We start from the raw sequence: 26998 nt of genomic DNA, 5'->3' as shown, positions 1-26998 counted from the left end.
CGGACGTCCGTCACTGGGTGACGGGCAGCACGTCCGGAGAGAGTGCCGCCGCGCGGGCCGTCGCGGCCGTCATGCGGCGGCGGTGGTGGCGGCGGCACAGGACCTCGTAGCCGATCTCGTCCGCGGAGCCGGTGACATCGCCGACCACCACCTGGGCGCCCTCGACGACCATGACCCCGCCGACCGTGCGGGCGTTGTGCGTGGCACGGGCGCCGCACCAGCACAGGGCCTCCACCTGGAGCACCTCGACGCGGTCGGCCAGTTCGACGAGGCGCTGGGAGCCCGGGAACAGCTTGGAGCGGAAGTCGGTCGTGATACCGAAGGCGTAGACGTCGAGGTCCAGGTCGTCCACCACGCGGGCGAGCTGGTCGATCTGTTCCGGCGCGAGGAACTGCGCCTCGTCCGCGATCACGTAGTCGGCGCGCCGGCCCTGCGAGAGGTGGTCGACGAGGTACGCGTACAGGTCGGCGCCGTCGCCGACCTCCACCGCGTCCGTGACCAGGCCGAGGCGGGAGGAGAGCTTGCCCTCGCCCGCGCGGTCGTTGCGGGTGAAGATCATGCCGACCAGACCGCGTGCCGAACGGTTGTGCTCGATCTGGAGAGCCAGCGTCGACTTCCCGCAGTCCATCGTTCCGGAGAAGAACACCAGCTCGGGCATGGGGAGACGGAAACCTTTCGGCAGGGGGCGGCGGGATGGCCCTCAGGAGCGTACTTCGAGCAGGGGGACGAGTTGCTCGGCAGGGGTCATGGAGCCGTGATTGCCGACCATCGCCGACTCCCTCGGTTCCCGCTCGGAGGCGATCAGCAGGACGTCGTCCCGCGCGGCGGCGACCACGTCGCCGATGCGGTGCACCACGCGGTCGTCGATCGCGGGCCCGAACCAGCCGGATGCGATCGCCTCGTCGCGCGAGGCCACCCAGAACTGCTCGCCGAGCACCTCGCGCCAGCAGGTCAGCACGTCGTTGACCGCGCCGGGGACCGCGTACACGTGCCGGGCGCGGCCCTCGCCGCCGAGGAGGGCGACACCCGCCTTCAGCTCCCAGTCCTCGTCGAAGTCGATGCGGTGCTGCTCGTCGAAGGGGACGTCGATCATGCCGTGGTCGGCGGTGACGTAGAGGGCGCTGCGCGGGGGCAGCTGCTCCGCCAGGCGCTGCACGAGCCGGTCGACGTGGGCGAGCTGGCCGCGCCAGGTGTCGGAGTCGACGCCGAAGCGGTGGCCCGCGCCGTCCACCTCGGCGTAGTACGTGTAGACGAGGGCGCGGTCGGCGCCCGCCAGCTGCTGCGCGGCGAGGTCCATGCGGTCCTCGCCGGAGAGCCGTCCGTGGAAGGCGCCGCCGCTGAGCGCGACCTTGGTCAGGGGTGTGTTCGCGAAGGTCGGCGAGGACACCTGGGCGGCGTGCACTCCCGCGCGGTGGGCCAGCTCGAAGACGGTGGGGTACGGCTGCCAGGCGGCGGGGGCCGTCCAGGGCTGCCAGCGCAGCTGGTTCATCAGCTCGCCGGTGTCCGGGTTGCGCACGGTGTAGCCGGGCAGGCCGTGGGCGCCGGGCGGCAGGCCGGTCCCGACGGAGGCGAGAGAGGTCGCGGTGGTCGCCGGGAAGCCCGCGGTGACCGGGCGGCCGGTGCCGCCGCGCGAGCTGCCGAGCAGCGAGGTCATGAACGGGGCGTCCTCGGGGTGCGCGCGCAGCTGCTCCCAGCCGAGGCCGTCGATCAGGAACACGCAGTTCCGGTCGGCGGGGGTCAGCTCGGGGATGCCAGCGGTCATGCCGGGGACGCCGAGGCCCGCGGCGAGGGTGGGCAGCAGGTCGGCGAGGGAGCCGGTGCCGTATTCGGGCACGGGGGCGGAGTCGAGGGGGAGGGGTTCCGGGTGGGAGTCCCAGACGGCGGGCTGCACCATCAGCGGGCGGTGTCCGCGGTCGCCTCGGAGAGGGCCTGCGCGAAGGCGAGCGCCTGGCGCACCGTCTCCGGCCCGTCGCCGGCCTCGCTGACGCGCAGGCTCAGGTCGTCGGCCGTGGAGCTGCCCGTGTAGCCGTGGTCCGCCTCGCAGTTGGGGTCGCCGCAGGCGGCCGGCTCCAGGTCGATGCGGGAGACGGCGCCCCAGCCGATGGTGAGCACGATCTCGCGCGGCAGGGTGCCCGGGGTGTACGACTCCGGGTTCGCGACCACCCGGCTGACCACGATCGACGAGATCCGGCCGAGCTTGACCGACTCGGTGGACGTGGTGGCGTACGGCGTCGGGGAGGTGCTGTCCGCGGCCTGCTCGTCGGTGTGGCTGACGATGAAGCGGTTGCCGGTGAGGACGAGCACGGTGACATGCCGCCGCACCTCGTTCTGGTCGAACGTCGTCTCCTGATGGACCAGGTACGACCGGATGGGCTCGCCGCCCACGGCGGCCTCCACCGCCTCGGCCACGAGGGCCGGGTAGTAGCCGCTGCGCTCGATCGCCGCCCGCAGCCCCTGGGTCGTCGTACTGGTCTTGGCCATGACGCCCATCCTACGGGGGACCGCTGACTGCCAGGCACCGCTCGGCGCACTCCGCTCCCCCGGCGCCCTCAGTAGGCCGGGAGGGTTCGCGGGCCGAGGTCGTCGCGGGCGGGCGGCGGGGCCAGGCGCACGGAGGCGCCCAGGACACTCACGCCGTGCGGGGCGACGACGACCGGCTCCAGGGTGACCGCGACGACCTCCGGGTGGTCGTGGACCAGCCGCGACACCCTCAGCATCAGTTCCTCCAGGGCGGCGGTGTCGACGGGTGCCGAGCCGCGCCAGCCGAACAGGAGGGGAGCGGTCCGGATCGATCGCACCAGGGAGGTCGCGTCCCGGTCGGTGACCGGGATCAGACGGTGTGCCATGTCCCCGAGGAGCTGGGAGGGCGGCCCGGCCAGGCCGAAGGAGAGCACCGCTCCGGCGGCGGGGTCGATGACCGCGCGCACGAGGGTGTCCACACCGCGCGGCGCCATCCGCTGCACCACCGGGCGCAGCTCCGCCGGCGCGCCGAACAGCTCCGTCAACTCGGTGTACGCCCGGCGTAGTTGATCCTCGTCCATCAGGTCCAGGCGTACGCCGCCCAGGTCGGCGCGGTGCCTGAGGTGCGGGGCCGTCGCCTTGAGGGCCACGGGGTAGCCGAGGCTGCGGGCGGCCTCGGCGGCGGCGTCGGGGGTGAGGGCGGGCAGCGCGCGGTGCACGGGGATGCCGTACATGCCGAGCAGGTCGCAGGTCTCGTCACCGCCGAGGGTGAGGCCCTGCCCGCGCGAGAGCAGCCCGTCGATGAGCGCGGCGGCTCCCCTCTCGTCGATGTCGTCGTACTCGGGCACCTTGCCGGGCTCGGCGGCCTCCCGCCGCCACTGCGCGTACGCGACGGCCTGTGCCAGGGCCCGGACGGCACGCTCGGAAGCGGGGTAGGCGGGGATGAGGTGAGCGCCTTCGGGGGGCACGACGGCGGCAGCGGAGCCTGCGTCGGCCGGGTCGGGCGCGGGCCGCGCCGGGGCAGTGGCGCGGGGGCCGGTGTGCGGCGTGGAGGGCGCCGATGGCGTGCCACCGGGCGGCCGGGCGGCCGCGCCGGACGTCCGCGGTGCGGCCGTCGCTTCCGCCGGGGGCGCTGCCACCCGGCCTGCCTCGCCGTCTCCCGCGCGGGCGTCCGCGGCCGCTGTCCCGCCGCCGCCCGACGGGGCGGCCGGGTCGGGTCCGGCCTGCGCGCCGGTGGCCGGTCCCGCCCCCGTGGGCGTGCCCTGTCCGCCCCGCGGTGGTGCGCCGGCGCCCGGTTGAGGCGCATCCCGGTCGCCTCCGCGCGCGCCCGCCGTGTCCGCTTCCGCCGGCGGGACCGTGGCCTGTGCGGTGCCGGCCGCCGGCTGGGGTGCCGTGCTGGTGGCGGCCGACAGGGCCTCCGCGAGGCCGCCGAGTTCGACGTGGACCACGAGGACCGGCTTGGTCGGGGCCGCGGCGGCGGCCGAGCGCAGGGCGTCCGCCAGGGCCGCGTCGCCAACCGAGCCCTCCCCCACCGCCGGGATCGCGGTCACGACGACCGCGTCGCTCGTGCCGTCGGCGAGCGCGCGCGAGAGTGCGGCGTGGAAGTCCGCCGCCGACGCCGCCGTGGTGAGGTCCAGCGGCGGGTGCGGACGCAGGCCCTCGGCGAGGCAGGCCTCGTAGGTGAGCAGGCCCAGGGACTCGGAGTTGCCGAGGATCGCCACCCGGGGGCCGGCCGGCAGGGGCTGGCGGGCGAGCAGCAGGCCCGCGTCGACCAGTTCGGTGATGGTGTCCACGCGGATCACCCCGGCCTGCCGCAGCAGGGCGGACACCGTCTCGTGGGGCAGCCGGGTCGCCCGTACGGCGTGCCCCCGGGGCCCGGCGCCGTGGCGGGCGCCCTGGACCACGACCAGGGGCTTCGCGGCCGCGGTCCGGCGGGCGAGGCGGGTGAACTTGCGGGGGTTGCCGATGGATTCCAGGTACATCAGGGCGACGTCGGTGTCGGGGTCCTCGTACCAGTACTGCAGGACGTCGTTGCCCGAGACGTCGGCACGGTTGCCCGACGAGACGAACGTGGACACGCCCGTGACGCCGGTGACGCCGCCACCGCGCCGGTGCAGACGCGACAGCAGGGCGACGCCGATCGCGCCGGACTGGGCGAACAGCCCGATCCGGCCCGCGCGGGGCGGCTCCGGCGCGAGCGAGGCGTTCAGCCGCACGTCCGGGGCCGTGTTGATGACCCCGAACGAGTTCGGGCCGATGATCCGCATGCCGTACGAACGCGCCTGCCGGACGAGGGCGCGCTGGCGTTCGCGGCCGTCGGGTCCGGCCTCGGCGTAACCGGCCGAGACCACGACGAGCCCCTGCACCCCGTGCTCGCCGCACTCTGTGACGACCTCGGGGACGCGTTCGGCGGGCACCGCGACGACCGCGAGGTCGACGGGGCCGTCGACGGCCCGGACGGACCGGTACGCGGCCACGCCGTCGAGTTCCTTCTCGTCCTGCGCGAACGCCTTGTTCACGGCGTAGAGCCGGCCGGTGTACCCGGCGTCCCTGATGTTGTCGAGGATGCTGCGTCCCACGCCGCCGGGTGCGCGTCCGGCGCCGACGACCGCCACCGAGCCGGGGGCGAGCAGCCGCTGCACCGAGCGCGCCTCCGCGCGCTGCTCGCGCGCGTACTGCACGGCCATGGACCGGTCCGTGGGCTCGAGGTCGAACTCCAGACGGACGACGCCGTCCTCGAAGCTGCGCTTCTGGGTGTACCCGGCGTCGGTGAACACCTTGATCATCTTGGTGTTGGCGGGCAGCACCTCGGCCGCGAACCGGCGGATGCCGCGCTCCCGCGCGACGGCCCCGATGTGCTCGAGCAGCGCGGAGGCGACGCCCCGTCCCTGGTGGGCGTCCTGCACCAGGAAGGCGACCTCCGCCTCGTCGGCCGGTGCGGACGCGGGCGTCCCGTCGGCGGCGATCCGGTCGTAGCGTACGGTGGCGATGAACTCGCCGCCGATGGTGGCCGCGAGTCCCACCCGGTCCACGAAGTCGTGGTGCGTGAAGCGGTGGACGTCCTTGGCGGACAGGCGAGGGTAGGGCGCGAAGAAGCGGTAGTACTTCGACTCGTCCGACACCTGCTCGTAGAAGCTGACCAGGCGCTCGGCGTCATCGACGGTGATGGGGCGGATGCGCGCGGTGCCGCCGTCGCGCAGCACCACGTCGGCCTCCCAGTGGGCGGGATACTCGTGCCGGTCCGACGAGATCTGCATGGGCCCCAGAGTACGGCTCGCGTACGGCAACGGCGCGAGGCAGTCTGTGGTGGACGACAGCCGGACCGAGGCCGCGGTCCGGCTGTCACCGGGAGCGGGCACGGATGCCGCTCCGGGCATGCTTCATGATGTGGGAAACTGGTCTAGACAACCCTGAACACCGAAGGGCAGCAACACATGGCTGAGCGCCGCGTCAACGTCGGCTGGGCCGAGGGTCTCCACGCCCGCCCCGCCTCCATCTTCGTCCGAGCCGCCACGGCCGCAGGCGTCCCGGTGACGATCGCCAAGGCCGGGGGCAACCCCGTCAACGCGGCCTCCATGCTCGCCGTGCTGGGCCTGGGCGCCCAGGGCGGCGAGGAGATCGTCCTCGCGTCCGACGCGGAAGGGGCGGACGCCGCCCTGGACCGTCTGGCGAAGCTGGTCTCCGAAGGGCTCGAGGAACTCCCCGAGACCGTCTGAATCGTGCGCGAGCGCGGTGGCCGTCTTCTCGCAGACGCCCGCCGCGGCAATGGAAAGGCCCGCCCTGATCGACCGGGCGGGCCTTTCGCTTTCCCGCTTCCCTCTCTTTACGGGCAGCAGAAATAAACCCCCGAGAATTGCACCGTCTTTGTATACGGCACCCGTGTTAAGGGCGAAGACTCGGCATGTTTACGGGATGTTGCGAGCTCCTCACACGCTCCGTGCGGCCGGCCCGGTCGGCGCCGGGGCCGAAGCGCAGCCGGTGCCCGGCGCTCGCGCGCTCGGTGTGCAGCGCCGTGACGGCCCGCGCGCGTTCGCCGTCGCCGCGCGCCACGGCGTCCACGATCGCGCCGTGCTCCGCCCAGTACTCGACCGGGTCCGCGGGACCCTCGGTGGCGTACATCCAGGCGATCTTGTGCCGCAGCTGCGTCAGCATCGAGGTCAGGGCCGCGCTGCCGGAAGCCTGGGCGAGCGTCTCGTGGAACCAGCCGCTCAAGGAGCGCAGGTCGTCGCTGTTGCCCTGACGGGCCCGTTCCTGCCCGAGCCGGACCAGCCCCCGCAGCACCTTGAGATGGGCCTCGGTGCGGCGCTGGGCGGCACGCAAGGCGCCGAGCGGTTCGAGGAGCGTGCGCATCTCCAGCAGATCGGCGGCCTCCTGCTCGGTCGGTTCGGCGACGCACGCTCCCGCGTGCCGCCGGGTGACCACGAAGCCCTCGGCCTCCAGGGTGCGCAGCGCCTCGCGGACGGGGACGCGGGAGACGCCGTAGCGGCGGGCGAGAAGTTCCTCGGTGAGCCGGCCGCCGCGCTCGTGGACACCCGCGACGATGTCGTCCCGGATCGCCGTGCACACCGAGTGCGCGGGAATACGCATGACCGACCTCCGGCTTAATCCCCGTGAAACGCCGACGAATGACGTCCGTTCCGTGACTCTATTGCAATCGGCCGGAAATTCCGACGGCGGCCGGGAATCCATACATATTTTTTGGACAGGCGGGTCCCCCGAAACGCCGAAAGCCCCGGCTCGTGGGCCGGGGCTTCGGGGAGCGGACGCACTGCCTCAGAGGTTCACGCCGTGCGCACGGAGGTAGGCGACGGGGTCGAGGTCGGAGCCGTAGTCGGCGCCCGTGCGGGCCTCGAAGTGCAGGTGCGCGCCCGTGACGTTGCCGGTGGCGCCGGAGAGGCCGATCTGCTGTCCCGCGGTGACCTGCTGGCCCACCGAGACGGCGACGGACGACAGGTGCCCGTACTGCGTGTACGTGCCGTCGTTCATCTTGATGACGACCTGGTTGCCGTACGCGCCGCCCCAGCCGGCCTCGACGACGGTGCCGATGCCGACCGACTGGACGGGCGTGCCGCTCGCCGCGTGGAAGTCGACACCGGTGTGGCTGCCGGACGACCAGACGGCGCCGCCGCTCTTGTAGCCGGTCGAGACGTAGGACCCGGGGATCGGGGAGACGAAGGTGTTGAGGCGCTTGCGCTCCGCCTCACGCGCGGCGCGCTCCTTCTCCGCGCGGGCCTTGGCGGCCTCCTCGGCCGCCTTCTCACGGGCGGCCTCCTCGGCGGCCTTCCGCGCGGCGGCCTCGGCCGCCTCGCGCGCGGCCTCGTGCTGGGCGGCGGCCTGGGCGTCGATCCGGTCGGCGACCGCGTCGCCCAGGGTGACGACGGGAGTGAGGCCGGTCCGCGCGGCGGCGGGTTCGGCGGCGAGTGCGGGAGCCGCGAGGGAGCCGACGACTCCGGTGCCGGCGAGGGCCGCGACGCCCGCCGCGCGGGCGGTGCCGCGCTGCATCCGGCTGGGACGACGGTGCTTCCCGGTGGCGCGGGTGAACGCCATGTACAGGCTGGTCCTTTCCTTCCCTCTCGCCTACCGGGTTAGCTGACGGGTTCGGAGCAGGAAGGTCTCCTACGGGCCCCCTCGCGGCACGCGCGGGCGTCCGATTCACCCCAGGGACTACAGGTGGGTCCCCGGCTCCCCTGGCTCGCGCCGTACGGGGACTCGGCGATGGCTGTCCGGTGCCGCGGATGCGGCGCACTGCCCGACGAACAGCCCGCACGAAGCTAAGCGGGACGTCGCCCCATCCCCAAACAGATCCGGGTTTTTGTAGCGCATCCCACAGGGCAGACAGGCAACCTCCGCCCCAATTCGGGCATAAGAGGGCCCTGGTGACTTACGTGTCACCAGGGCCCCACGCACGGGTACCGGCCGGCGAGTCGCTACTCGGCCGTCACGACGGTGACTTCGCCGATCCCGAGGGCCTCGACCGGCGCCTTGATCTGGGCCGCGTCACCGACGAGGACGGTCACCAGGCGGTCGACCGGGAAGGCGCTCACGACCGCCGCGGTGGCCTCCACGGTGCCCGTCGCGGCCAACTGGCGGTACAGGTCGGCCTGGTAGTGGTCCGGCAGGTGCTGCTCGACCTGGTCGGCCAGGGTGCCGGCGACGGCCGCGGCGGTCTCGTACTTGAGGGGCGCCACACCCACCAGGTTCTGCACGGCCACGTCGCGTTCGGCGTCGGTGAGCCCCTCCGCGGCGAGCGTGCGCAGCACCTTCCACAGGTCGTCCAGGGCGGGTCCGGTGTTCGGCGTGTCGACGGAGCCGCTGATGGCCAGCATCGCCGCGCCCGTGCCGTCGGGGGCGGACCTGAGGACCTGCCCGAACGCCCGCACACCGTAGGTGTAGCCCTTCTCCTCGCGCAGCACGCGGTCCAGGCGGGAGGTGAGGGTGCCGCCGAGGCAGTACGTGCCGAGCACCTGCGCGGGCCACACGCGGTCGTGCCGGTCGGGGCCGATCCGGCCGATCAGCAACTGCGTCTGGACGGCGCCGGGACGGTCCACGATCACGACCCGGCCCCGGTCGTCGGCGACCACCGGCGGGATGGGCCGCGGCTGGGCCGAGGAGCCGGTCCAGCCGCCCAGTGTGTCGCCGAGCAGCTCGTCCAGGTCGACGCCGGTGAGGTCGCCCACGACCACGGCGGTGGCCGTGGCGGGGCGGACATGCCTCTCGTAGAAGGCGCGCACGGCAGCGGAGTCGATGCCGGCGACCGTCTCCTCGGTGCCCTGGCGCGGGCGTGACATCCGCGAGCTCGCCGGGAAGAGCTCCTTGGACAGCTCCTTCGCCGCGCGGCGGGAGGGGTTCGCCAGCTCGTGCGGGATCTCGTCGAGGCGGTTGCGGACGAGCCGTTCGACCTCGCTGTCGGCGAACGCGGGCGCCCGGAGGGCGTCGGCGAGCAGCCCGAGCCCCTTGGGGAGCCGTGAGGCCGGGACCTCCAGACTGAGGCGGACGCCGGGGTGGTCGGCGTGCGCGTCCAGAGTGGCGCCGCAGCGCTCCAGTTCGGCGGCGAACTCCTCGGCGGAGTGCTTGTCGGTGCCCTCGGAGAAGGCGCGCGCCATGATCGTGGCGACGCCGTCGATCCCCGCCGGCTCGGCTTCCAGGGGCGCGTCGAGCAGCACCTCGACGGCGACGACCTGCTGGCCGGGACGGTGGCAGCGCAGGACGGTGACGCCGTTGTCGAGCCGGCCGCGCTCGGGGGCCGGGAAGGCCCAGGGCTTGGCGTCGCCCGGCTGCGGCTGGGGGTGGAAGTCCATCGTGGCGAGCTCGGTCACTTCGCCGCCTCCTCGTTCTCGTCGGCGCCGGCGACTGCGGCGGCTTCCTCGGTCTCCTCGCCCTCCGGGGCGACGGGCTCGTAGACGAGCACCGCGCGGTTGTCGGGGCGCAGGCGGCTCTTGGCGACTTCCTGCACCTCCTCCGCCGTCACGTCGAGAACACGCCGGACGGCGGTCAGGGCGAGCTGCGGGTCGCCGAACAGGACGGCGTACCGGCACAGTTCGTCGGCGCGGCCCGCGACGGTGCCGAGCCGGTCGAGCCACTCGCGCTCCAACTGCGCCTGGGCGCGTTCCATCTCCTCCGGCGTGGGACCCTGCTCGGCGAAGCGGGCGAGCTCCTCGTCGATGGCGGCCTCGATGACCGGCACCTCGACGTCGCCGGACGTCTTCACGTCCAGCCAGCCCAGGGAGGGGGCTCCGGCCAGCCTCAGCAGGCCGAACCCGGCGGCCACGGCGGTGCGGTCGCGCCGTACCAGCCGGTTGTAGAGCCGCGAGGACTCGCCGCCGCCGAGGACCGTGAGCGCCAGGTCCACGGCGTCGCACGCGCGCGTGCCGTCCTCCGGCAGCCGGTAGGCGGCCATCAGCGCACGCGCGGGAACCTCCTCCTCCACGATCTCGCGCAGCTGCTCGCCGATGACGTCCGGCAGCGAGCCGTCGCGCGGGGCGGGCTTGCCGTCGTGGGACGGGATGGAGCCGAAGTACTTCTCGATCCAGGCGAGCGTCCGCTCCGGGTCGATGTCCCCGACGACGGACAGCACGGCGTTGTTCGGCGCGTAGTAGGTGCGGAAGAACTGGCGGGCGTCCTCCAGGGTGGCCGCGTCCAGGTCCGCCATCGAGCCGATGGGCGTGTGGTGGTACGGATGGCCCTCCGGGTAGGCGAGCGCGGTCAGCTTCTCGAAGGCCGTGCCGTAGGGGACGTTGTCGTAACGCTGGCGGCGCTCGTTCTTGACGACGTCGCGCTGGTTCTCCATGGACTCGTCGTCCAGGGCGGTCAGCAGGGAACCCATGCGGTCGGCCTCCAGCCAGAGGGCGAGCTCCAGCTGGTGGGCGGGCATGGTCTCGAAGTAGTTGGTGCGCTCGAAGCTGGTGGTGCCGTTGAGGGAGCCACCGGCGCCCTGGACCAGCTCGAAGTGACCGTTGCCCTTCACCTGGGCGGAGCCCTGGAACATCAGGTGCTCGAAAAGGTGAGCCAGACCGGTACGTCCCTTGACTTCGTGACGTGAACCGACGTCGTACCAGAGGCACACCGCCGCGACCGGGGTCAGGTGGTCCTCGGAGAGCACCACGCGCAGGCCGTTGGCCAGGCGGTGCTCGGTCGCTGTCAGGCCGCCGGAGCCTGCCTGGTCTGTGGCCGTGTGACCCATGGGCATGTACGTCCCTTCGATCGCGGAGGCGGTCGTCGAAACCGCCGTTTCTGCCGGTCCTGCCACTGTATGCAAGCGCGCGGACGACCGGTGAAGTTCCCGGCCGGGCCGCTGTACGCCGAGAGCGAGATGCGGGGGCACGGTGCCGGGCCGCGCAACCGCCCCGGGCCGCGTTCGCCCCCGGTGACCACGCACCCCGCGCAGCCCCCCGCGCGGAGCGCGCCGCACCCGTCCGCGTACCCTGCTCGCGCCGCCGCACCCCGCCGGACGGGATGTCCGGACCCGGGTCCTGGTCCCGTCTGTCAGTGCGACGGTCCACAATGGTCCGCGTCAGATCCCGTCCCACGCTCAGCAAGGAGCCGGCAGCGATGGCCCGCCGCAGCACGAAGACCCCGCCGCCCGACGACTCGTACGAGGAGAAGATCCTCGACATCGACGTCGTCGACGAGATGCAGGGCTCCTTCCTCGAGTACGCCTACTCGGTCATCTACTCCCGCGCCCTGCCGGACGCGCGCGACGGCCTCAAGCCGGTGCACCGCCGCATCGTCTACCAGATGAACGAGATGGGCCTGCGGCCCGAGCGCGGCTACGTGAAGTGCGCCCGCGTCGTCGGCGAGGTCATGGGCAAGCTGCACCCTCACGGCGACGCGTCGATCTACGACGCCCTCGTCCGCATGGCCCAGTCGTTCTCGATGCGCGTCCCCCTCGTCGACGGCCACGGCAACTTCGGCTCGCTGGGCAACGACGACCCGCCCGCCGCCATGCGGTACACCGAGTGCCGGATGGCCGAGGCGACCGGCCTGATGACCGAGTCCATCGACGAGGACACGGTCGACTTCGCACCCAACTACGACGGCCAGGAGCGGGAACCGGTGGCGCTGCCCGCCGCGTTCCCGAACCTCCTGGTGAACGGCGCCTCGGGCATCGCGGTCGGTATGGCCACCAACATGCCGCCGCACAACCTGCGCGAGGTCATCGCCGCCGCCCGGCACCTGATCAGGTATCCCAACGCCGACCTCGACGCCCTGATGAAGCACGTCCCGGGCCCCGACCTGCCCACGGGCGGCCGGATCGTCGGCCTCTCCGGCGTCCGCGACGCCTACGAGACGGGCCGCGGCACGTTCAAGATCCGCGCGACGGTCACGGTGGAGGACGTGACGGCGCGCCGCAAGGGCCTGGTCGTCACCGAGCTGCCCTTCACGGTCGGTCCCGAGAAGGTGATCGCCAAGATCAAGGACCTGGTCGGTGCGAAGAAGCTGCAGGGCATCGCGGACGTCAAGGACCTCACCGACCGTGAGCACGGTCTGCGCCTGGTCATCGAGATCAAGAACGGCTTCGTGCCCGAAGCGGTGCTGGAGCAGCTGTACAAGCTGACGCCGATGGAGGAGTCCTTCGGTATCAACAACGTGGCCCTGGTGGACGGCCAGCCGCTCACCCTCGGTCTCAAGGAACTGCTGGAGGTCTACCTCGACCACCGGTTCAACGTCGTGCGCCGGCGTTCGGAGTTCCGCCGCGGCAAGCGTCGCGACCGCCTTCACCTGGTCGAAGGCCTGCTCACGGCGCTGGTGGACATCGACGAGGTCATCCGCCTGATCCGCTCCAGCGAGAACTCCGCGCAGGCCAAGCAGCGTCTGATGGACCGCTTCTCGCTGAGCGACGTCCAGACCCAGTACATCCTCGACACGCCGCTGCGCCGCCTGACCAAGTACGACCGGATCGAGCTGGAGGCCGAGAAGGACCGGCTGAACGCGGAGATCGAGGAACTGACCCGGATCCTCGACTCGGACGCCGAGCTGCGCAAGCTGGTCTCCGCCGAACTGGCCGCGGTGGCCAAGAAGTTCGGCAACGACCGGCGTACGCTGCTGCTGGAGTCGGCCGGCACCCCGGCCGCCGCCGTGCCGCTGCAGGTGGCGGACGACCCGTGCCGGGTCCTGCTGTCGTCGACGGGGCTGCTGGCCCGTACGGCGAACGACGAGCCGTTCGGCGACACCTCCGGCGCCAAGCGGGTCAAGCACGACGTCATCGTCTCGGCGGTACCGGCGACGGCTCGCGGTGAGCTCGGCGTCGTCACCTCGTCCGGCCGCCTGCTCCGGCTGAACGTGGTCGACCTGCCGCAGCTCCCGGAGTCGATGCCGACACCGAACCTGTCGGGCGGGGCTCCCCTCGCCGAGTTCGTGTCCCTGGAGGACGACGAGCAGGTGGTGTGTCTGACGTCGCTGGACGAGTCGTCGCCCGGCCTGGCGCTCGGCACGGAGCAGGGTGTCGTCAAGCGTGTGGTGCCCGACTACCCCTCCAACAAGGAGGAGCTGGAGGTCATCACGCTCAAGGAGGGCGACCGGATCGTCGGCGGGGTGGAGCTGCGCACGGGCGAGGAGGACCTGGTCTTCATCAGCGACGACGCACAGCTGCTGCGCTACCCGGCGGCGCAGGTCCGCCCGCAGGGCCGCCCCGCGGGCGGTATGGCGGGCATCAAGCTCACCGCGGGAGCGAAGGTCATCAGTTTCACGGCGGTCGATCCGGCGGTGGACGCGGTGGTGTTCACGGTCGCGGGCTCGCGCGGGACGCTGGACGACTCGGTCCAGACGACGGCCAAGCTCACCCCGTTCGACCAGTACCCGCGCAAGGGCCGGGCCACCGGCGGTGTGCGCTGCCAGCGGTTCCTGAAGGGCGAGGACTGCCTGTCCCTGGCCTGGGCGGGCCCGGCCCCGGCCCTCGCCGCCCAGAAGAACGGTGCCGCGGTGGCCCTCCCGGGCCCCGACCCGCGCCGCGACGGCTCGGGGGTCTCCCTGGGCAAGACGGTGTCGGTGGTGGCGGGCCCGGTCTGAGCCGGACGCCCCTCAGGCCGCCGGGTCCTCCTCCGCCTCCTGCACATAGCGCAGAACGCCCCACATGCCCTGCTCATCGGCGTGTGGGGCGTCGCCGTCACCGCTCACGCACGCCTCCAACTCATCGCGCAGAGTGGCGGCGTCGATGTCCGTCCCGATGAGGACGAGCTGCGTGAGCCGCTCCGTCCCCGCCGTCCAGGGCTCCGGGTAGAACCGCAGGAACCGCCCCACGGCGTGCACGGCGTAGCGGTTGCGGGTGTCGTAGGGCCCGAAGTCGACGTACCCCTTGATCCGGTAGAGCCCCGCGGGTCTGCTGTCCAGGAACCGGATCAGCCGCCGCGGGTCCAGCGGGCGCTCGGACACGAAGGAGAGGGTGTCGTACGCGGCGTGCAGATGCGCGCCGTGATCGTGGCCGTCGCGATGCAGGTCGTCGAACGACAGCTGCCCGAGGCGCTCCTCACCCGGCCGGCAGTCGAAGAGGAACTCGGGGTCGACACGGCCGTGCGTGGCGGACACCACGGCGGCACGGTCGACGAGCGACCGCACGAGCCGCAGCACCCGCGCCTCGTCCGCGACCCGGTCGACCTTGTTGACGACCACCAGATCGGCGAGGGCGAGATGCCGGTCGATCTCCGGGTGCCTGGCCCGGGTGTCGTCGAACTCGGCGGCGTCCACGACCTCGACGAGTCCGCCGTACACGATGCCGGGGTGCTCACTGGCGAGCACCATCCGCACGAGCTCCTCCGGTTCGGCCAGGCCGCTGGCCTCGATGACGATCACGTCGATGCCGGCGGAGGGACGGGCGAGCCGCTCGAGGTACTCGTCCAGCTCACTGCCGTCGACGGCGCAGCACAGACAGCCGTTGCCGAGCGACACGGTCGAGTCCCCGAGGGCTCCGGCCACGGCCATGGCGTCGATCTCGACGGCACCGAAGTCGTTGACGACGGCACCGATGCGGCTGCCGCCGCTGCGGTGGAGGAGATGGTTGAGCAGGGTGGTCTTTCCCGAGCCGAGAAATCCGGCCAGGACCACGACCGGAATCTGCCGCCCGCCGCTCCGCACCACCACGCGACCCCTCTCACACCTGTGCGCACACCGGCTCGCTGACGGCGTGCACACCGAAGATTGACTGACGAACCAGGATACGAGCGACAGGAACGACGGCGAAGTGAACGATTGTTAGCAGCATCTGCGGGGCAGACGTTGGGCAAGGCGCCGGTTTGTGCGACCCTCGCTTCCCTCCGTGCGCCTCCTCTCCGCCTTCCCGCCGATCAGAGCCGCTCGGCACCCTGGAAGGCGGCAAGCGCCGCCCACCGCTCGCCGGTTCCCTGAAGTCGACCCGCACCCCGACGACCGGCGGACGGTGGCCTGATCGGGGGTATTTGACATGGCCACACAGAACAGTGGGATCCGGGGGCTCCGCTCCGCGGTCGCGGCCTGCCTGGGCATGGCGGCAGGCGCCTGCGCCGCCATGGCGACACAGCGGCACGCCCTCGACTCGATCAACGAGCGTCTGGAGCACCTGGAGAAGGTGGCGCGCAATCAGCAGCAGGCCAATCTGGCCATGCAGCAGCGCCAGCACTGGGAGTTGCTGAGCAAGGCGATCGACGACCCCGATCTCGCCGAAGTGCTCGACACCTACGAGGTGCCGGTCAACGCACAGAAGCGCCGCCAGTACCTCTTCGCCAACGCTCTGTACACCAACCTGCTCTGCTACCACCGCATCGGCAACCTCACCAGGGACGAGTTCTTCAAGTACGCCCGAGGCATCTTCCAGAATCCGATCGTCAGGGACTACTGGTACGCGACCCGGCAACAGCGCGCGAGTATCAGGGGGACGGAAGAAGCCGAGCTGGGCCAATTGATCGACGACCTGCTCCTACAACTCGACGAAGCCGACACGGACGAGTGGTGGGTCGTCGGAGACCCGCCCGTCGGCACCTGAGCCCAACGGGCGGGCGCGCCCGCACGGCTAGGCGTCCGGGATGTCCGCCTTGGCCTTGATCAGTGTCTCTCTGGTGATCACGACGATGCGCTCATAGTCGGCACGGGCAGCATCCTCGGGCAGTTGTGACTCCAGTGAATCAGTGACATCCGTACCGATGACGGCGAAGTTCCCGTCGGCCAGTTCGAACAGGTCGGGGCACGTTGCACCACCAGCACTGCCTCGGTGACGCGGAGCAACACCGAGGCGGCGAATGATCTGACTCACTGTTGAATTTCCTCTACTCTCAAGGCACGAGCGCCTACGCCCGCTGCGGCGCCATGGTGACAGGTCGTGATCCGCTCCGGACCCGACGGCACGCTCAACCTCAACGGACACCACGCACTAGCGGCTCTTCTATCACCCGAACGATGTCCCCGGGCGCCGGCCGACGATACGTCCGTAAGAGTCAGAAAGACCCCGAAGAATCGATCACGGTATCGACCTGGGCGCCTTCGCGACCTTCAGGCAGGCACCGCCACCGGCGCCTCCTCCCCCACGTACCGGGCCGACGGCCTGATGATCTTCGGGTCTTCCGCCTGTTCGAGGATGTTGGCGCTCCACCCCACCGCCCGCGCCGCCGCGAACGTGGGGGTGAACATCTCGCGCGGTATGCCGCAGAGTTCCATGACGACGCCGGCGTAGTACTCCACGTTGGTGTGCAGCGCCCGGCCCGGCTTCAACTCCGCCAGGATCGCCTCCACACGGCGTTCGACCTCCACCGCGAAGTCGACCCGGGGCCCGCCGAACCGCTGGGCCACCTCGCGCAGCAAGCGCGACCTGGGGTCCTCCGTGCGGTAGACCGCGTGACCGAAGCCCATGATCCGCTCGCCCGCGCGCACATGCTCACGGACCCAGGAGTCGATGCGCTCCGGCGTCCCGATCGCGTCCAGCGTGTCCAGTGCCCGGCTCGGCGCACCTCCGTGCAGCGGCCCGGACAGCGCCGCCACCGCGCCCGCCAGGCACGCCGCCACATCCGCACCCGTCGACGCGATGACCCGTGCCGTGAAGGTCGACGCGTTGAAGCCATGATCAATGGTGGAGATCAGATACTGCTCGATCGCCCGTACCCGCTCCGCGTCCGGCTCCGCACCCGTCAGCATGTAGAGGTAGTTCGCCGCGTACGGCAGATCCTTACGCGGCTCCACCGGCTGCAGCCCCCTGCCCAGCCGGTACAGCGCCGTGAGCAGTGTCGGCACCGCCGCGGTCGCCGCGAGGGTGTCCTGCCGGCGCCGGTCGGCGCCGATGTCGTACACCGGGCGGAACCCCTTGGCCGCACCGAGCAGCGACAGCGCCGTGCGCATCCCGGCGAGCGGGCCCGAGCGTCCGCCGGCCGCCGCGACGGCGGGCAGCGCCGCCCGCACCTCGTCGGGCAGGCCCCGCAGCGCGGTGGTCTCGGCGGAGAACCGCGCGGCCCGTTCGGCGTCGGGCAGGTCGCCGTGCACCAGCAGGTGCCATACATCCTCGAAGCCACGGGACCGCGCCAGATCGACGGCCGAGTACTGCCGGTAGTGGTAGAAGCCCTCGGCACCCCGGACGTCACCGATCCGGGTGTCGGTGACGACCACACCCGCCAGCCCCCGCGGCACCTCGACGCGTGCGGCAACAGCCTCATGGACAGACATGACTTCCTCCTTGAACTTGATTCGACTGTCTATGCTTGATGCTTAGGTGTCAATATTGATTGAATCAATGCGGCAGTCCATGTGCGACAGGACGGATACCGTGACCCCATGCGCGATCAAGACCCCTCCCCCGGCGCCGCCGACCGGCGACTCAGCACCAAGGAAGCCGCCGAACTGCTCGGCGTGAAGCCGGAGACCGTGTACGCGTACGTGAGCCGCGGTCAGCTCAGCAGCCGACGGGCGTCCGGGGGGCGGGGCAGTACCTTCGACCCCCAGGAGGTGGAGGCGCTCGCGCGTCGCAACAGACGGGAGAGCGCGAGCGGTTCGGGTGCATCGGGCGGGGAGCTGTCCGTGCGGACCCGCCTCACCCTCATCGACAGCGACCGGTTCTACTTCCGCGGCGTCGACGCCGTCGCACTCGCGACCCGGTACAGCTACGAAGAGGTCGCCGAGTGGCTGTGGACCGGCCGCCTCCGTCCCGGGGCCGCATTCGACGCCACCAGGCCGCTCGTCGCTGTGGCCCGCCGTGCCGTGAAGGCGCTTCCCGGCCACGCCACCCCCACCGACCGTCTGCGCGTCGCGGCCATCGCCGCGGCGACCGCGGACCCCCTGCGCTTCGACCTGTCCGAGGAGGCCGTGCTCGGCGCGGCCCGTACCCTCATCCCGACCCTGGTCGCCGCGCTCCCCCCGCTCGGGCCCGACCAGCGCGACACCGGCCCGCTGGCGCACCGCCTCTGGACCCGGCTCACCGGCAGGGACGCCGACGAGGCACGGCTGCGGGTCCTCGACACGGCTCTGGCGCTCCTCGTCGACCACGACCTCGCCGCCTCGACCCTCGCCGTCCGCGTGGCGGCGTCCGCCCGCGCGCACGCCTACGCGGCCGTCTCGGCGGGGCTCGGCGTACTGGAGGGCCCCCTGCACGGCGCGGCCAGCGGCCTCGCGCACAGACTGCTGCTCGAGGTGCTGGACCAGGGCGACGCGGCCCCGGTGATCGCGGACGAGCTGCGGGCAGGCCGCCGCATCCCTGGACTCGGCCACCGCCTGTACCCCGGTGAGGACCCACGCGCGCGTGCTCTCTTCACCCTCCTGGGTGACATCCCGGACGCCGCACCCGCCTTGGCGGCCGCCCGCGACATCGTGGCGACCGCCGCCCGCCACACTCCTCTGCACGCCAACGTCGACCTGGCGCTCGCCGTCCTCACCGCGTCCTGCGGCATGCCGGCCTCCGCGGGAGAGACGATCTTCGCCGTCGCCCGTACGGCCGGATGGATCGCCCACGCCCTGGAGGAGTACGGCGAGCGCCCCCTGCGCATGCGCCCCAGCGGTCTGTACGCGGGGCCCAAGCCGCCCCGGCCGCTGCCCGGGCAGGATGCGGGTGGGGCGCCACGTCACTCCTGAGAAAGTCAGGTTAGGCTCACCTGTGTGAGTAGCACGTGCTCAACCGTCTCCCGCGAGCTCGACGAGCCGGTCGCGGGAACCGCGGCCACCGCGAGGACCTGGCTGCTGCTGGAGCAGCCGGGCCCGTGGGGTGCCAAGGCGCTCACCTCGAGCCACCTCGATCCCGCGCTGGGCCGCGCCCTGGAGGCCGCCACGCACGGGACCGGGGTGCGGGTCGCGCTCATACGCCGTGCCGGGCGTCACGCGGACTGCCGGGTGCCCGCCAGCCGGCAGCTGTACGCCGCCCACACCGTTCCGGGAAACGTGTGGCTGCACGCCGCCACGGTCACCGACCCCGCGAAGCTGCTGGAACTCGACTTCGCCGCGCTGGGCCGGGGCGAGCCCGGGACCTTCGGGACGGCCCTCGACGGCGCCCCGCATGAAGGCGACCCACTCGCGCTCGTCTGCACCAACGGCAAGCGTGACCGCTGCTGCGCCCTGCTCGGGCGGCCCCTGGCGGCCGAGCTCGCCGCCTCCGGGGTCGAGGGTGTCTGGGAGGTCACCCACCTCGGGGGGCACCGCTTCTCGCCCACGGTGCTCGTGCTGCCGTACGGCTATGCGTACGGCAGGGCCGAGGCACACGCCGTCAAGGAGGCGCTGCACGGCGCCCAGGAGGGCCGGATCGTCGTCGAGGGATGCCGGGGCGGCTCCGCCTGGGAGCGGCCCGGCCAGGCAGCCGAGCTGGCCGTCCGCCGCGCGGTGGGCGAGTACGCCGCGGAGGCGCTGAGCGTCGTACGGACGGAGGGCGCGGCGCCGCGCTGGAAGGTGACCGTCGGCCATGCGGACGGGCGGCGGTGGCTGGTGGAGGTCGCGCAGGGCGCGTCCCTGCCGCCCCGCCCGGAGAGCTGTGGATCAATACTGGGCTCGCCCGCGCGGATGGACGTCGTGGACATCCGCGAGGCGACCGTGACGGCACTGGCCGGCTGACCGCGCGCCCGGGAGATCCCCGCCACACCCCTACGGCACCCCGCGCCCCTCCACGTACCGTCATGGGTATGAGTACCGCTCCCCCCGCACGCCGCCTGCGCCTCGGCCTGCCCCGGCGGGTGTTCTCGCAGGTCCTGCTGATGCAGCTGGCGATCGCCGCGGGGGTCGCCGTGCTCGCCACCGGGCTGTTCCTCGCACCGCTCGGCGACCAGCTGGACGACCAGGCGATGCGCCGCGCGCTCGCCATCGCGCAGACCACGGCCCAGCAGCAGCGCATCGCGGACGACCTGCGGACCACTGCACCGTCGCCCGACGGGCCGGTGCAGCGGGAGGCGGAACGGATCCGGAAGGCCACCGGCGCCGAGTACGTCGTGGTGCTGGACGTAAGGGGCGTGCGCTGGTCGCACACCGATCCGCGGCGGATCGGCGGCGTGGTGTCGACCGACCCCGGTGAGGCGCTGGCCGGGCACGAGGTCATGGAGATCGACGAGGGCACCCTGGGGCGCTCCGCGCGGGGCAAGGTGCCGCTGCGGGACGACGAGGGCGAGATCATCGGGGCGGTCTCGGTCGGCATCGCCTACGACAGCGTGCGGGCCCGGCTGATCCACGCGATCCCTGGACTGTTCGCCTACGCCGGCGGCGCCCTGGCGGTGGGCGCGCTCGCGGCCTGGCTCATCTCCCGGCGGGTCCAGCGGCAGACCCGCGACCTGGCCTTCTCCGACATCGCGGCGCTGCTCGCGGAGCGTGAGGCCATGCTGCACGGCATCCGGGAGGGGGTCGTCGCCCTGGACCGCAGCGGCCGCATCCGTCTGCTGAACGACGAGGCGCAGCGCCTGCTGGGGATCGGTGAGGAGGCCGTCGGCCGCTCCCCCGACGAGGCACTCGGGGCGGGACGCACCTCCGACGTGCTGGCCGGGCGGGTGACCGGCACCGATCTGCTCACCGTCCGCGGCCGGCGGGTCCTGGTCGCCAACCGTATGCCCACCGATGACGGCGGCGCCGTGGCCACCCTGCGCGACCGCACGGAGCTGGACCGGCTCGGCCGGGAGCTGGACTCCACCCGGGGACTGATCGACGCGCTGCGCGCCCAGGACCACGAGCACGCGAACCGCATGCACACGCTGCTCGGGCTGCTGGAACTGGAGATGTACGACGACGCCGTGGAGTTCGTCGGCGAGGTCGTCGGCGATCACCGGGCCACGTCGGAGCAGGTCACGGAGAAGATCCGGGACCCGCTGCTGGCGGCGCTGCTGGTGGGCAAGGCGACCGTCGCGGCGGAACGCGGAGTGGCCCTGTGGGTCTCGGACCGGACCCGGCTGCCGGACCGGCTCGTCGACCCGCAGGGGCTCGTCACCGTCGTCGGCAACCTGGTGGACAACGCCCTGGACGCCGCCGCCGGGACGCCGCACGCGCGCGTGGAGGTCGAACTGCGCACGGAGGGGCGCACGGTGGTGCTCGTCGTACGGGACACGGGGCCCGGAGTGCCACCCGCCCGGCGCGAGTTGATCTTCACCGAGGGCTGGTCCACCAAGGAGGCACCGGCCCACCGCGAGCGGGGCATCGGGCTGCCCCTGGTGCGCAGGCTCGCCGAGCGGCAGGGAGGCAGCGCGAGCGTGAGCGAGGCCCGGGCCGGAGGCGCGGAGTTCACCGTGGTCCTGCCCGAGGCCCTGACCGAACCGGGCGCGGAACCAGCGCTCACCGGGGTGTGCGCCCCGGGGACCGCCGAGGAGGAGACACGATGATCGAGGTCCTGGTGGTGGACGACGACGTACGCGTCGCGCGGGTCAACGCCGCCTACGTCGAGAAGGTGCCCGGCTTCCGTGTCGCCGGGGAGGCGCACAGCGCCGCGGAGGCGCTCGCCGGCGTGGAGGCGCTGCCCCGGCTGGACCTCGTACTCATGGATCACTACCTCCCCGACGAGACGGGGCTCGAGGTCGTCCAGGAGATGCGGCGGCGCGGCCACCAGACCGACGTGATCATGGTGACGGCCGCCCGTGACGTGTCCACGGTGCAGGCGGCGATGCGCCAGGGCGCCCTGCAGTACCTGGTCAAGCCGTTCGCCTTCGCCGGGCTGCGCGCCAAGCTGGAGGCCTACGCGGAACTGCGGCGCACGCTCGACGGCGGCGGTGAGGCGGAGCAGGCGGAGGTGGACCGCATCTTCGGCGCGTTGTCGGCATCGACGGAACCCCAGCTGCCCAAGGGACACTCCCCCACCACCGCGGAACTGGTGCGGCAGTCCCTGATGAACGCCGACGGCCCGCTGTCGGCCCAGGAGATCGCCGAACGCACGGGGGTGAGCCGCCAGACCGCCCAGCGCTATCTCAAGCTCCTGGAGCGGACGGGACGGGCCACGCTGACCCTCAAGTACGGCGACGCGGGCCGCCCGGAACACCGTTACGTGTGGGCGACCCGCGCCTGAGGACACGGCCCGTGGGGGCGGGGGAAGGAACCGTGCCCCCCATCCATACGGATACCGGCGCCGTACGTCTCCGCCCGGTTCCCTACACCGCCCCCGCTCCGGTCAGCGCACGCACCTCCGTCTCCGCGTGCCGGGCCTCGTCGGGGACCTCGGCCGAGGTGACCGTGCCGAGCCAGCCCGCGAGGAAGCCCAGCGGAACGGAGACCAGCCCCGGGTTCTGCAGCGGGAAGAGCTGGAAGTCGGCGCCGGGGAAGAGGGATTCGGGGCTGCCGGACACCACGGGGGACAGCAGCACCAGCACCAGGGCCGGGACCAGACCGCCGTAGACGGACCACACGGCACCGCGTGTGGTGAAGCGGCGCCAGAACAGTGAGTAGAGCAGCACGGGCAGGTTCGCCGACGCGGCCACGGCGAAGGCGAGACCCACGAGGAACGCGACGTTGAGGTCCCGGGCCAGCAGCCCCAGGGCGATCGCCAGCAGACCGATGCCCACCGCGGCGACCCGGGCGACGGCCACCTCGCTGCGCGGTGTGCCGCTCCGGCGCCGCAGGGAGGCGTACAGGTCGTGCGCGACCGACGCGGAGGAGGCCAGCGTGATCCCGGCGACCACGGCGAGGATCGTGGCGAAGGCGACCGCGGCGACGACCGCGAACAGGATGGTTCCGCCCGTGGTGCCGGCGCCGCCGCCCAGGTCGAGGGCGAGCAGGGGCACCGCCGTGTTCCCGGACGCGTGGGAGGCGCGCACGGCATCGGGTCCGATGATCGCGGCGGCACCGAAGCCGAGCACGATCGTCATCAGGTAGAACCCGCCGATGAGGCCGATCGACCAGACGACCGAGCGCCGCGCCGCCCGCGCGGTGGGGACGGTGTAGAAGCGGGACAGGATGTGCGGCAGCCCCGCCGTGCCGAGCACCAGGGCGAGCCCCAGGCTGATGAAGTCGAACCGCGCGGTCCAGTCCACGCCGTGGGCGAGCCCCGGCGCCAGGAACGCGTCCCCGTGCCCGCTGCGGTCGGCCGCCGTGTGCAGCAGCCGGTTGATGTCGCCGTGGAAACGCAGCAGGACCAGGGTGGTCAGCGCGACGGTGCCGCCGAGCAGCAGGACCGCCTTGACGATCTGGATCCATGTGGTGGCCCGCATCCCGCCCAACGAGACGTAGATCACCATGAGTGCGCCGACGCCGACGACGGTCCAGGCCTGCGCCGCCTCGCCGGTGCCGCCGAGCAGCAGCGCGACCAGGCTGCCCGCGCCCACCATCTGCGCCACCAGGTACAGCACGGACACGGTCACCGAGGAGGTTCCCGCCGCGATGCGCACCGGACGCTCCCGCATGCGCGCCGCGACGACGTCGGCGAGCGTGAACCGCCCGCAGTTGCGCACCAGTTCCGCGACCAGGAGCAGGACCACCAGCCAGGCCACCAGGAATCCCACCGAGTAGAGCATCCCGTCGTAGCCGACGAGCGCGATGAGTCCCGAGATACCGAGGAAGGAGGCGGCGGACATGTAGTCGCCCGCGATGGCAAAACCATTCTCCATGGGTGAGAAGAGCCTGCCGCCCGCGTAGAACTCCTCCGCGGAGCCCTGCCGGCGACGGCTCACCCAGGTCGTGATGCCCAGCGTGACCGCGACGAACACGCTGAACAGCAGCAGCGCGGACGTCTGGTGATCGACCGTCACGAGGCACCGCCTCTGCCTCGCGCCAGTTCCTGTGTGTCCCAGCGCAGTTGCAGCGCCGCACGGTCCCTGCGCAACCGCGCGTGACGCGTGTAGGCCCAGGTGAGCAGGAAGGTGGTGAGGAACTGGCCGAGCCCCGCCAGCATGCCCAGGTTCACGGCGCCCGCGACCGGCCGCGCCATCAGGCCGGGCGCGGTCGTGGCGGTCACGACGTAGGCCAGGTACCAGGCGAGGAAGACCGCGACCGCCGGGACCACGAACCGCCGGTACCTGCTGCGCACTTCCTGGAAGGCCGCGCTGCGCTGTACTTCGAGGTACACGTCGGCGGCTGCCACGGTGTTCTGCTCGCGTCGCGCCGACGGCACCCTGATGTCGGCCGACTCGCCCCAGCCCGAGGCCAGGGCGTCGTACCAGGGATCGTCGTAGCTCACGTCCCCCGAGTTGCTTGGCTGCATGCCCAAGGATGGACAGAACGGGAAGATCCCTGACTCTTCTTCCCGTTCCACTTCACCCCATCAGGTGACCTGGACCGTGAGTGCGCCCGACGCGGCGGCTAGGCGTCGATGCGGGACCGGTCCAGGGTCGCCGCGGAGCTGGAGATGAACTCCTTGCGCGGGGCGACGTCGTTGCCCATGAGCAGGTCGAAGACCTGCTCGGCGGCCTCCAGGTCGGTGAGGTTGATCCGGCGCAGGGTGCGGTGACGCGGGTCCATGGTGGTCTCGGCCAGCTGGTCGGCGTCCATCTCGCCGAGGCCCTTGTAGCGCTGGATCGAGTCCTTGTACCGGATGCCCTTGCTCTGGAACTCCATGAGCTTGTCGCGCAGTTCCCGGTCCGAGTACGTGTAGACGTACTTGTCCTGCCCCTTCTTGGGCTGGACGATCTCGATGCGGTGCAGGGGCGGCACCGCGGCGAACACCCGGCCGGCCTCGACCATGGGCCGCATGTAGCGGTGGAACAGCGTCAGCAGCAGCGTGCGGATGTGGGAGCCGTCGACATCGGCGTCGGTCATCATGATGATCTTGCCGTAGCGGGCCGTGTCGATGTCGAAGGTCCGACCCGAGCCGGCCCCTATGACCTGGATGATCGCGCCGCACTCGGCGTTCTTGAGCATGTCCGTCACGGACGACTTCTGGACGTTGAGGATCTTGCCCCGGATCGGCAGCAGCGCCTGGAACTCCGAGTTCCGGGCAAGCTTCGCCGTACCGAGCGCGGAGTCGCCCTCGACGATGAACAGCTCGCTGCGGTCGACGTCGTCGCTGCGGCAGTCGGCGAGCTTGGCGGGCAGCGAGGACGACTCCAGGGCCGTCTTGCGGCGCTGCGCGTCCTTGTGCTGGCGGGCCGCGATACGGGTCCGGGCCGCCGCCACCGCCTTCTCCATGACGACACGGGCCTGCTGGGCCGCGTCGCGCTTGGTGGAGGTCAGGAACGCCTTGAGCTCCTTGGAGATCACGTTGTTCACGATGCGGCGGGCCGCCGAGGTGCCGAGGACCTCCTTGGTCTGGCCCTCGAACTGCGGCTCGGCCAGACGCACCGTGACGACCGCGGTCAGGCCCTCGAGGGCGTCGTCCTTGACGATGTCGTCCTCGGCCACGCGCAGCAGCTTCTTGGCGCGCAGCACCTCGTTCATCGTCTTGGCGACGGCCTGCTCGAAGCCGGCGACATGGGTGCCGCCCTTGGGGGTGGCGATGATGTTGACGAACGACCTGAGCATGGTGTCGTAGCCGGTTCCCCAGCGCATCGCCACGTCGACGCCGAGCTCGCGGGTGACCTCGGTGGGTGTCATCTGGCCGTGCTCGTCGAGGACGGGGACGGTCTCCTTGAAGGTGCCCTGCCCTGTGAAGCGGAGGGTGTCGCAGACGGGCCGGTCGGTGGCGAGGAACTCGCAGAACTCGCTGATCCCGCCATCGAAGCGGAAGGACTCCTCGCCCTTGCTGCCACCCTCTCCGAGTCCGAACTCGTCACGGACGACGATGGTCAGGCCGGGCACCAGGAACGCGGTCTGGCGGGCGCGCTGGTGCAGCGTGTCCAGGGCGAGCTTGGCATCCTTGAGGAAGATCTGGCGATCGGCCCAGTAACGCACACGGGTGCCGCTGCGGGTCTTGGGGATCTTCTTGGCCTTGCGCAGCCCGCTCCCGGGCTCGAACTTCGCGTCCGGGCCCAGGGCGGCGAAGGCACCGGGGACACCGCGCCGGAAGCTGATCGCGTGGGTGTGCCCGCCCCGGTCGACCTCGACGTCGAGCCGCGCGGAGAGGGCGTTGACGACGGAGGCGCCGACGCCGTGCAGACCGCCGGAGGCGGCGTAGGAGCCGCCGCCGAACTTGCCGCCGGCGTGCAGCTTGGTCATGACGACCTCGACGCCGGAGAGCCCGGTCTTGGGCTCGACGTCGACCGGGATGCCCCGGCCGTTGTCCCGGACCTCCACCGAGCCGTCGTCGTGGAGCACCACCTCGATGTGGTCGCAGTAGCCTCCGAGGGCCTCGTCGACGGAATTGTCGATGATCTCCCAGAGGCAGTGCATCAGACCACGGCTGTCGGTGGATCCGATGTACATACCGGGGCGCTTCCGCACGGCCTCGAGCCCCTCGAGGACGAGCAGGTGCCGCGCGGTGTAGTTGGAACCGTCCCGGTCTGCTCCTGCCAGCAGCGCTGTGGACGGCACGGACGTCTCGGCGGTCACGCGGTTCGCTCCTCGCTGAATTTCAGATGGGGCCCTCATGGGTAAGGGCGCGGCTTGAGTCACCGGTGAGAGGGTACCGAGGCCTGGTAGAGCCGTTGTAACGCCACCCTCGTCTGCGCCCACCCTAGTCCACAGTCGTATGCGTGTTCGATCCCTCGATGGAGTGAAGCACACATCACGTTCCCTTCCAGGCATGAACCATTTAGGCTCCGGGCACGTCCTCATGAACAACCGGCAACCCAGCCGGGAGGGCCGACCACCGATACGAACGCGAATCCGTACGACACAGAGA

General features: G+C 71.9%; 21 protein-coding genes and 1 riboswitch. Of the genes, 7 read left to right on the top strand and 14 right to left on the bottom strand.

What is annotated here, in order from left to right; genetic code table 11:
* Positions 1–10: 10 nt before the first annotated feature.
* From ACZ44S_RS12550 to ACZ44S_RS12535, 4 genes are all read right to left on the bottom strand, one after another.
* Positions 11–658 carry a thymidine kinase gene (locus ACZ44S_RS12550; RefSeq protein ID WP_466927676.1) on the bottom strand — a complete coding sequence of 216 codons (648 nt, stop codon included), beginning with the start codon at positions 656–658 and terminating at the stop codon, positions 11–13.
* Between the two features lie 42 nt (positions 659–700).
* Positions 701–1894 (bottom strand): alkaline phosphatase family protein, encoded by a 1194-nt coding sequence (locus ACZ44S_RS12545; protein ID WP_466927673.1) that lies wholly within the window; start codon positions 1892–1894, stop codon positions 701–703.
* Positions 1894–2481, bottom strand: a complete 588-nt coding sequence (locus ACZ44S_RS12540) for a DUF5998 family protein (protein WP_190165033.1) — start codon at positions 2479–2481, stop codon at positions 1894–1896. The genes ACZ44S_RS12545 and ACZ44S_RS12540 overlap by 1 nt, the downstream gene beginning before the upstream one ends.
* 68 nt (positions 2482–2549) lie before the next feature.
* Complete coding sequence (locus tag ACZ44S_RS12535; RefSeq protein WP_466927671.1) at positions 2550–5717, bottom strand: bifunctional acetate--CoA ligase family protein/GNAT family N-acetyltransferase; 3168 nt, start codon at positions 5715–5717, stop codon at positions 2550–2552.
* Between the two features lie 177 nt (positions 5718–5894).
* Here ACZ44S_RS12535 and ACZ44S_RS12530 point away from each other — a divergent pair, with 177 nt between their 5' ends.
* A complete protein-coding gene (locus ACZ44S_RS12530) occupies positions 5895–6176 on the top strand; it encodes an HPr family phosphocarrier protein (protein ID WP_014675499.1) in 282 nt (93 codons plus the stop codon).
* 166 nt (positions 6177–6342) lie between these two features.
* Here ACZ44S_RS12530 and ACZ44S_RS12525 read toward each other — a convergent pair whose 3' ends face one another.
* From ACZ44S_RS12525 to ACZ44S_RS12510, 4 genes are all read right to left on the bottom strand, one after another.
* Positions 6343–7047, bottom strand: a complete 705-nt coding sequence (locus ACZ44S_RS12525; RefSeq protein ID WP_466927665.1) for a GntR family transcriptional regulator — start codon at positions 7045–7047, stop codon at positions 6343–6345.
* Between the two features lie 186 nt (positions 7048–7233).
* Positions 7234–8007, bottom strand: coding sequence for a M23 family metallopeptidase (locus ACZ44S_RS12520; protein ID WP_466927662.1), 774 nt, complete (start codon positions 8005–8007; stop codon positions 7234–7236).
* Positions 8008–8019: 12 nt separating this feature from the next.
* Positions 8020–8185: riboswitch (cyclic di-AMP (ydaO/yuaA leader) on the bottom strand.
* Positions 8186–8387: 202 nt separating this feature from the next.
* Positions 8388–9776: a M16 family metallopeptidase gene (locus ACZ44S_RS12515; protein ID WP_466927660.1), complete on the bottom strand. Its 1389-nt coding sequence runs from the start codon at positions 9774–9776 to the stop codon at positions 8388–8390.
* Entirely contained in the window at positions 9773–11146 is a 1374-nt protein-coding gene (locus ACZ44S_RS12510; RefSeq protein WP_466927657.1) for a M16 family metallopeptidase, read from the bottom strand. The genes ACZ44S_RS12515 and ACZ44S_RS12510 overlap by 4 nt, the downstream gene beginning before the upstream one ends.
* A gap of 362 nt (positions 11147–11508) precedes the next feature.
* Between ACZ44S_RS12510 and ACZ44S_RS12505 the strand changes: the two genes are divergently transcribed.
* Positions 11509–13965 (top strand): DNA gyrase/topoisomerase IV subunit A, encoded by a 2457-nt coding sequence (locus ACZ44S_RS12505; protein ID WP_466927654.1) that lies wholly within the window; start codon positions 11509–11511, stop codon positions 13963–13965.
* A 12-nt stretch (positions 13966–13977) separates the two neighbouring features.
* Here ACZ44S_RS12505 and ACZ44S_RS12500 read toward each other — a convergent pair whose 3' ends face one another.
* A complete protein-coding gene (locus ACZ44S_RS12500) occupies positions 13978–15033 on the bottom strand; it encodes a CobW family GTP-binding protein (RefSeq protein WP_466927652.1) in 1056 nt (351 codons plus the stop codon).
* 319 nt (positions 15034–15352) lie between these two features.
* Between ACZ44S_RS12500 and ACZ44S_RS12495 the strand changes: the two genes are divergently transcribed.
* Positions 15353–15910 carry a DUF6082 family protein gene (locus tag ACZ44S_RS12495; RefSeq protein ID WP_466927650.1) on the top strand — a complete coding sequence of 186 codons (558 nt, stop codon included), beginning with the start codon at positions 15353–15355 and terminating at the stop codon, positions 15908–15910.
* Positions 15911–15937: 27 nt separating this feature from the next.
* Here the strand turns inward: ACZ44S_RS12495 and ACZ44S_RS12490 are convergent, their stop codons facing one another.
* Both ACZ44S_RS12490 and ACZ44S_RS12485 read right to left on the bottom strand, forming a co-directional pair.
* Positions 15938–16177 (bottom strand): hypothetical protein, encoded by a 240-nt coding sequence (locus tag ACZ44S_RS12490; RefSeq protein ID WP_466927649.1) that lies wholly within the window; start codon positions 16175–16177, stop codon positions 15938–15940.
* 236 nt (positions 16178–16413) lie between these two features.
* On the bottom strand, positions 16414–17574 hold the full coding sequence (locus tag ACZ44S_RS12485; RefSeq protein ID WP_466927647.1) for a citrate synthase: 1161 nt from the start codon (positions 17572–17574) through the stop codon (positions 16414–16416).
* A 108-nt stretch (positions 17575–17682) separates the two neighbouring features.
* Between ACZ44S_RS12485 and ACZ44S_RS12480 the strand changes: the two genes are divergently transcribed.
* From ACZ44S_RS12480 to ACZ44S_RS12465, 4 genes are all read left to right on the top strand, one after another.
* Complete coding sequence (locus ACZ44S_RS12480) at positions 17683–18972, top strand: citrate synthase (protein WP_466927645.1); 1290 nt, start codon at positions 17683–17685, stop codon at positions 18970–18972.
* A gap of 24 nt (positions 18973–18996) precedes the next feature.
* Positions 18997–19938 (top strand): sucrase ferredoxin, encoded by a 942-nt coding sequence (locus tag ACZ44S_RS12475; RefSeq protein ID WP_466927644.1) that lies wholly within the window; start codon positions 18997–18999, stop codon positions 19936–19938.
* Positions 19939–20006: 68 nt separating this feature from the next.
* Positions 20007–21680 carry an ATP-binding protein gene (locus ACZ44S_RS12470; RefSeq protein WP_466927642.1) on the top strand — a complete coding sequence of 558 codons (1674 nt, stop codon included), beginning with the start codon at positions 20007–20009 and terminating at the stop codon, positions 21678–21680.
* A complete protein-coding gene (locus ACZ44S_RS12465) occupies positions 21677–22357 on the top strand; it encodes a response regulator (protein ID WP_466927640.1) in 681 nt (226 codons plus the stop codon). Before ACZ44S_RS12470 ends, ACZ44S_RS12465 begins: the two co-directional genes overlap by 4 nt.
* Positions 22358–22439: 82 nt before the next feature.
* Here the strand turns inward: ACZ44S_RS12465 and ACZ44S_RS12460 are convergent, their stop codons facing one another.
* The 3 genes from ACZ44S_RS12460 to ACZ44S_RS12450 all read right to left on the bottom strand — a co-directional run bounded on the left by ACZ44S_RS12460 (position 22440) and on the right by ACZ44S_RS12450 (position 26706).
* On the bottom strand, positions 22440–24032 hold the full coding sequence (locus ACZ44S_RS12460) for a solute symporter family protein (RefSeq protein WP_466927638.1): 1593 nt from the start codon (positions 24030–24032) through the stop codon (positions 22440–22442).
* Positions 24029–24484, bottom strand: coding sequence for a DUF485 domain-containing protein (locus ACZ44S_RS12455; RefSeq protein ID WP_466927636.1), 456 nt, complete (start codon positions 24482–24484; stop codon positions 24029–24031). The genes ACZ44S_RS12460 and ACZ44S_RS12455 overlap by 4 nt, the downstream gene beginning before the upstream one ends.
* Positions 24485–24582: 98 nt before the next feature.
* Positions 24583–26706, bottom strand: coding sequence for a DNA gyrase/topoisomerase IV subunit B (locus tag ACZ44S_RS12450; RefSeq protein ID WP_466927634.1), 2124 nt, complete (start codon positions 26704–26706; stop codon positions 24583–24585).
* Between the last annotated feature and the right edge of the window lie 292 nt (positions 26707–26998).

The organism is Streptomyces malachitofuscus (genome assembly GCF_055571035.1).
The sequence above is the reverse complement of the archived record's forward strand: the minus strand, read 5'-3'. Positions and strand labels throughout refer to the sequence as shown.

Excerpts from the sequence above, each read along its gene's own strand:
- ACZ44S_RS12550 (WP_466927676.1), bottom strand. The coding sequence starts at position 658 with ATGCCCGAGCTGGTGTTCTTCTCCGGAACGATGGACTGCGGGAAGTCG.
- ACZ44S_RS12545 (WP_466927673.1), bottom strand. The coding sequence starts at position 1,894 with ATGGTGCAGCCCGCCGTCTGGGACTCCCACCCGGAACCCCTCCCCCTC.
- ACZ44S_RS12540 (WP_190165033.1), bottom strand. The coding sequence starts at position 2,481 with ATGGCCAAGACCAGTACGACGACCCAGGGGCTGCGGGCGGCGATCGAG.
- ACZ44S_RS12535 (WP_466927671.1), bottom strand. The coding sequence starts at position 5,717 with ATGCAGATCTCGTCGGACCGGCACGAGTATCCCGCCCACTGGGAGGCC.
- ACZ44S_RS12530 (WP_014675499.1), top strand. The coding sequence starts at position 5,895 with ATGGCTGAGCGCCGCGTCAACGTCGGCTGGGCCGAGGGTCTCCACGCC.
- ACZ44S_RS12525 (WP_466927665.1), bottom strand. The coding sequence starts at position 7,047 with ATGCGTATTCCCGCGCACTCGGTGTGCACGGCGATCCGGGACGACATC.
- ACZ44S_RS12520 (WP_466927662.1), bottom strand. The coding sequence starts at position 8,007 with ATGGCGTTCACCCGCGCCACCGGGAAGCACCGTCGTCCCAGCCGGATG.
- ACZ44S_RS12510 (WP_466927657.1), bottom strand. The coding sequence starts at position 11,146 with ATGCCCATGGGTCACACGGCCACAGACCAGGCAGGCTCCGGCGGCCTG.
- ACZ44S_RS12505 (WP_466927654.1), top strand. The coding sequence starts at position 11,509 with ATGGCCCGCCGCAGCACGAAGACCCCGCCGCCCGACGACTCGTACGAG.
- ACZ44S_RS12495 (WP_466927650.1), top strand. The coding sequence starts at position 15,353 with ATGGCCACACAGAACAGTGGGATCCGGGGGCTCCGCTCCGCGGTCGCG.
- ACZ44S_RS12485 (WP_466927647.1), bottom strand. The coding sequence starts at position 17,574 with ATGTCTGTCCATGAGGCTGTTGCCGCACGCGTCGAGGTGCCGCGGGGG.
- ACZ44S_RS12480 (WP_466927645.1), top strand. The coding sequence starts at position 17,683 with ATGCGCGATCAAGACCCCTCCCCCGGCGCCGCCGACCGGCGACTCAGC.
- ACZ44S_RS12470 (WP_466927642.1), top strand. The coding sequence starts at position 20,007 with ATGAGTACCGCTCCCCCCGCACGCCGCCTGCGCCTCGGCCTGCCCCGG.
- ACZ44S_RS12465 (WP_466927640.1), top strand. The coding sequence starts at position 21,677 with ATGATCGAGGTCCTGGTGGTGGACGACGACGTACGCGTCGCGCGGGTC.
- ACZ44S_RS12455 (WP_466927636.1), bottom strand. The coding sequence starts at position 24,484 with ATGCAGCCAAGCAACTCGGGGGACGTGAGCTACGACGATCCCTGGTAC.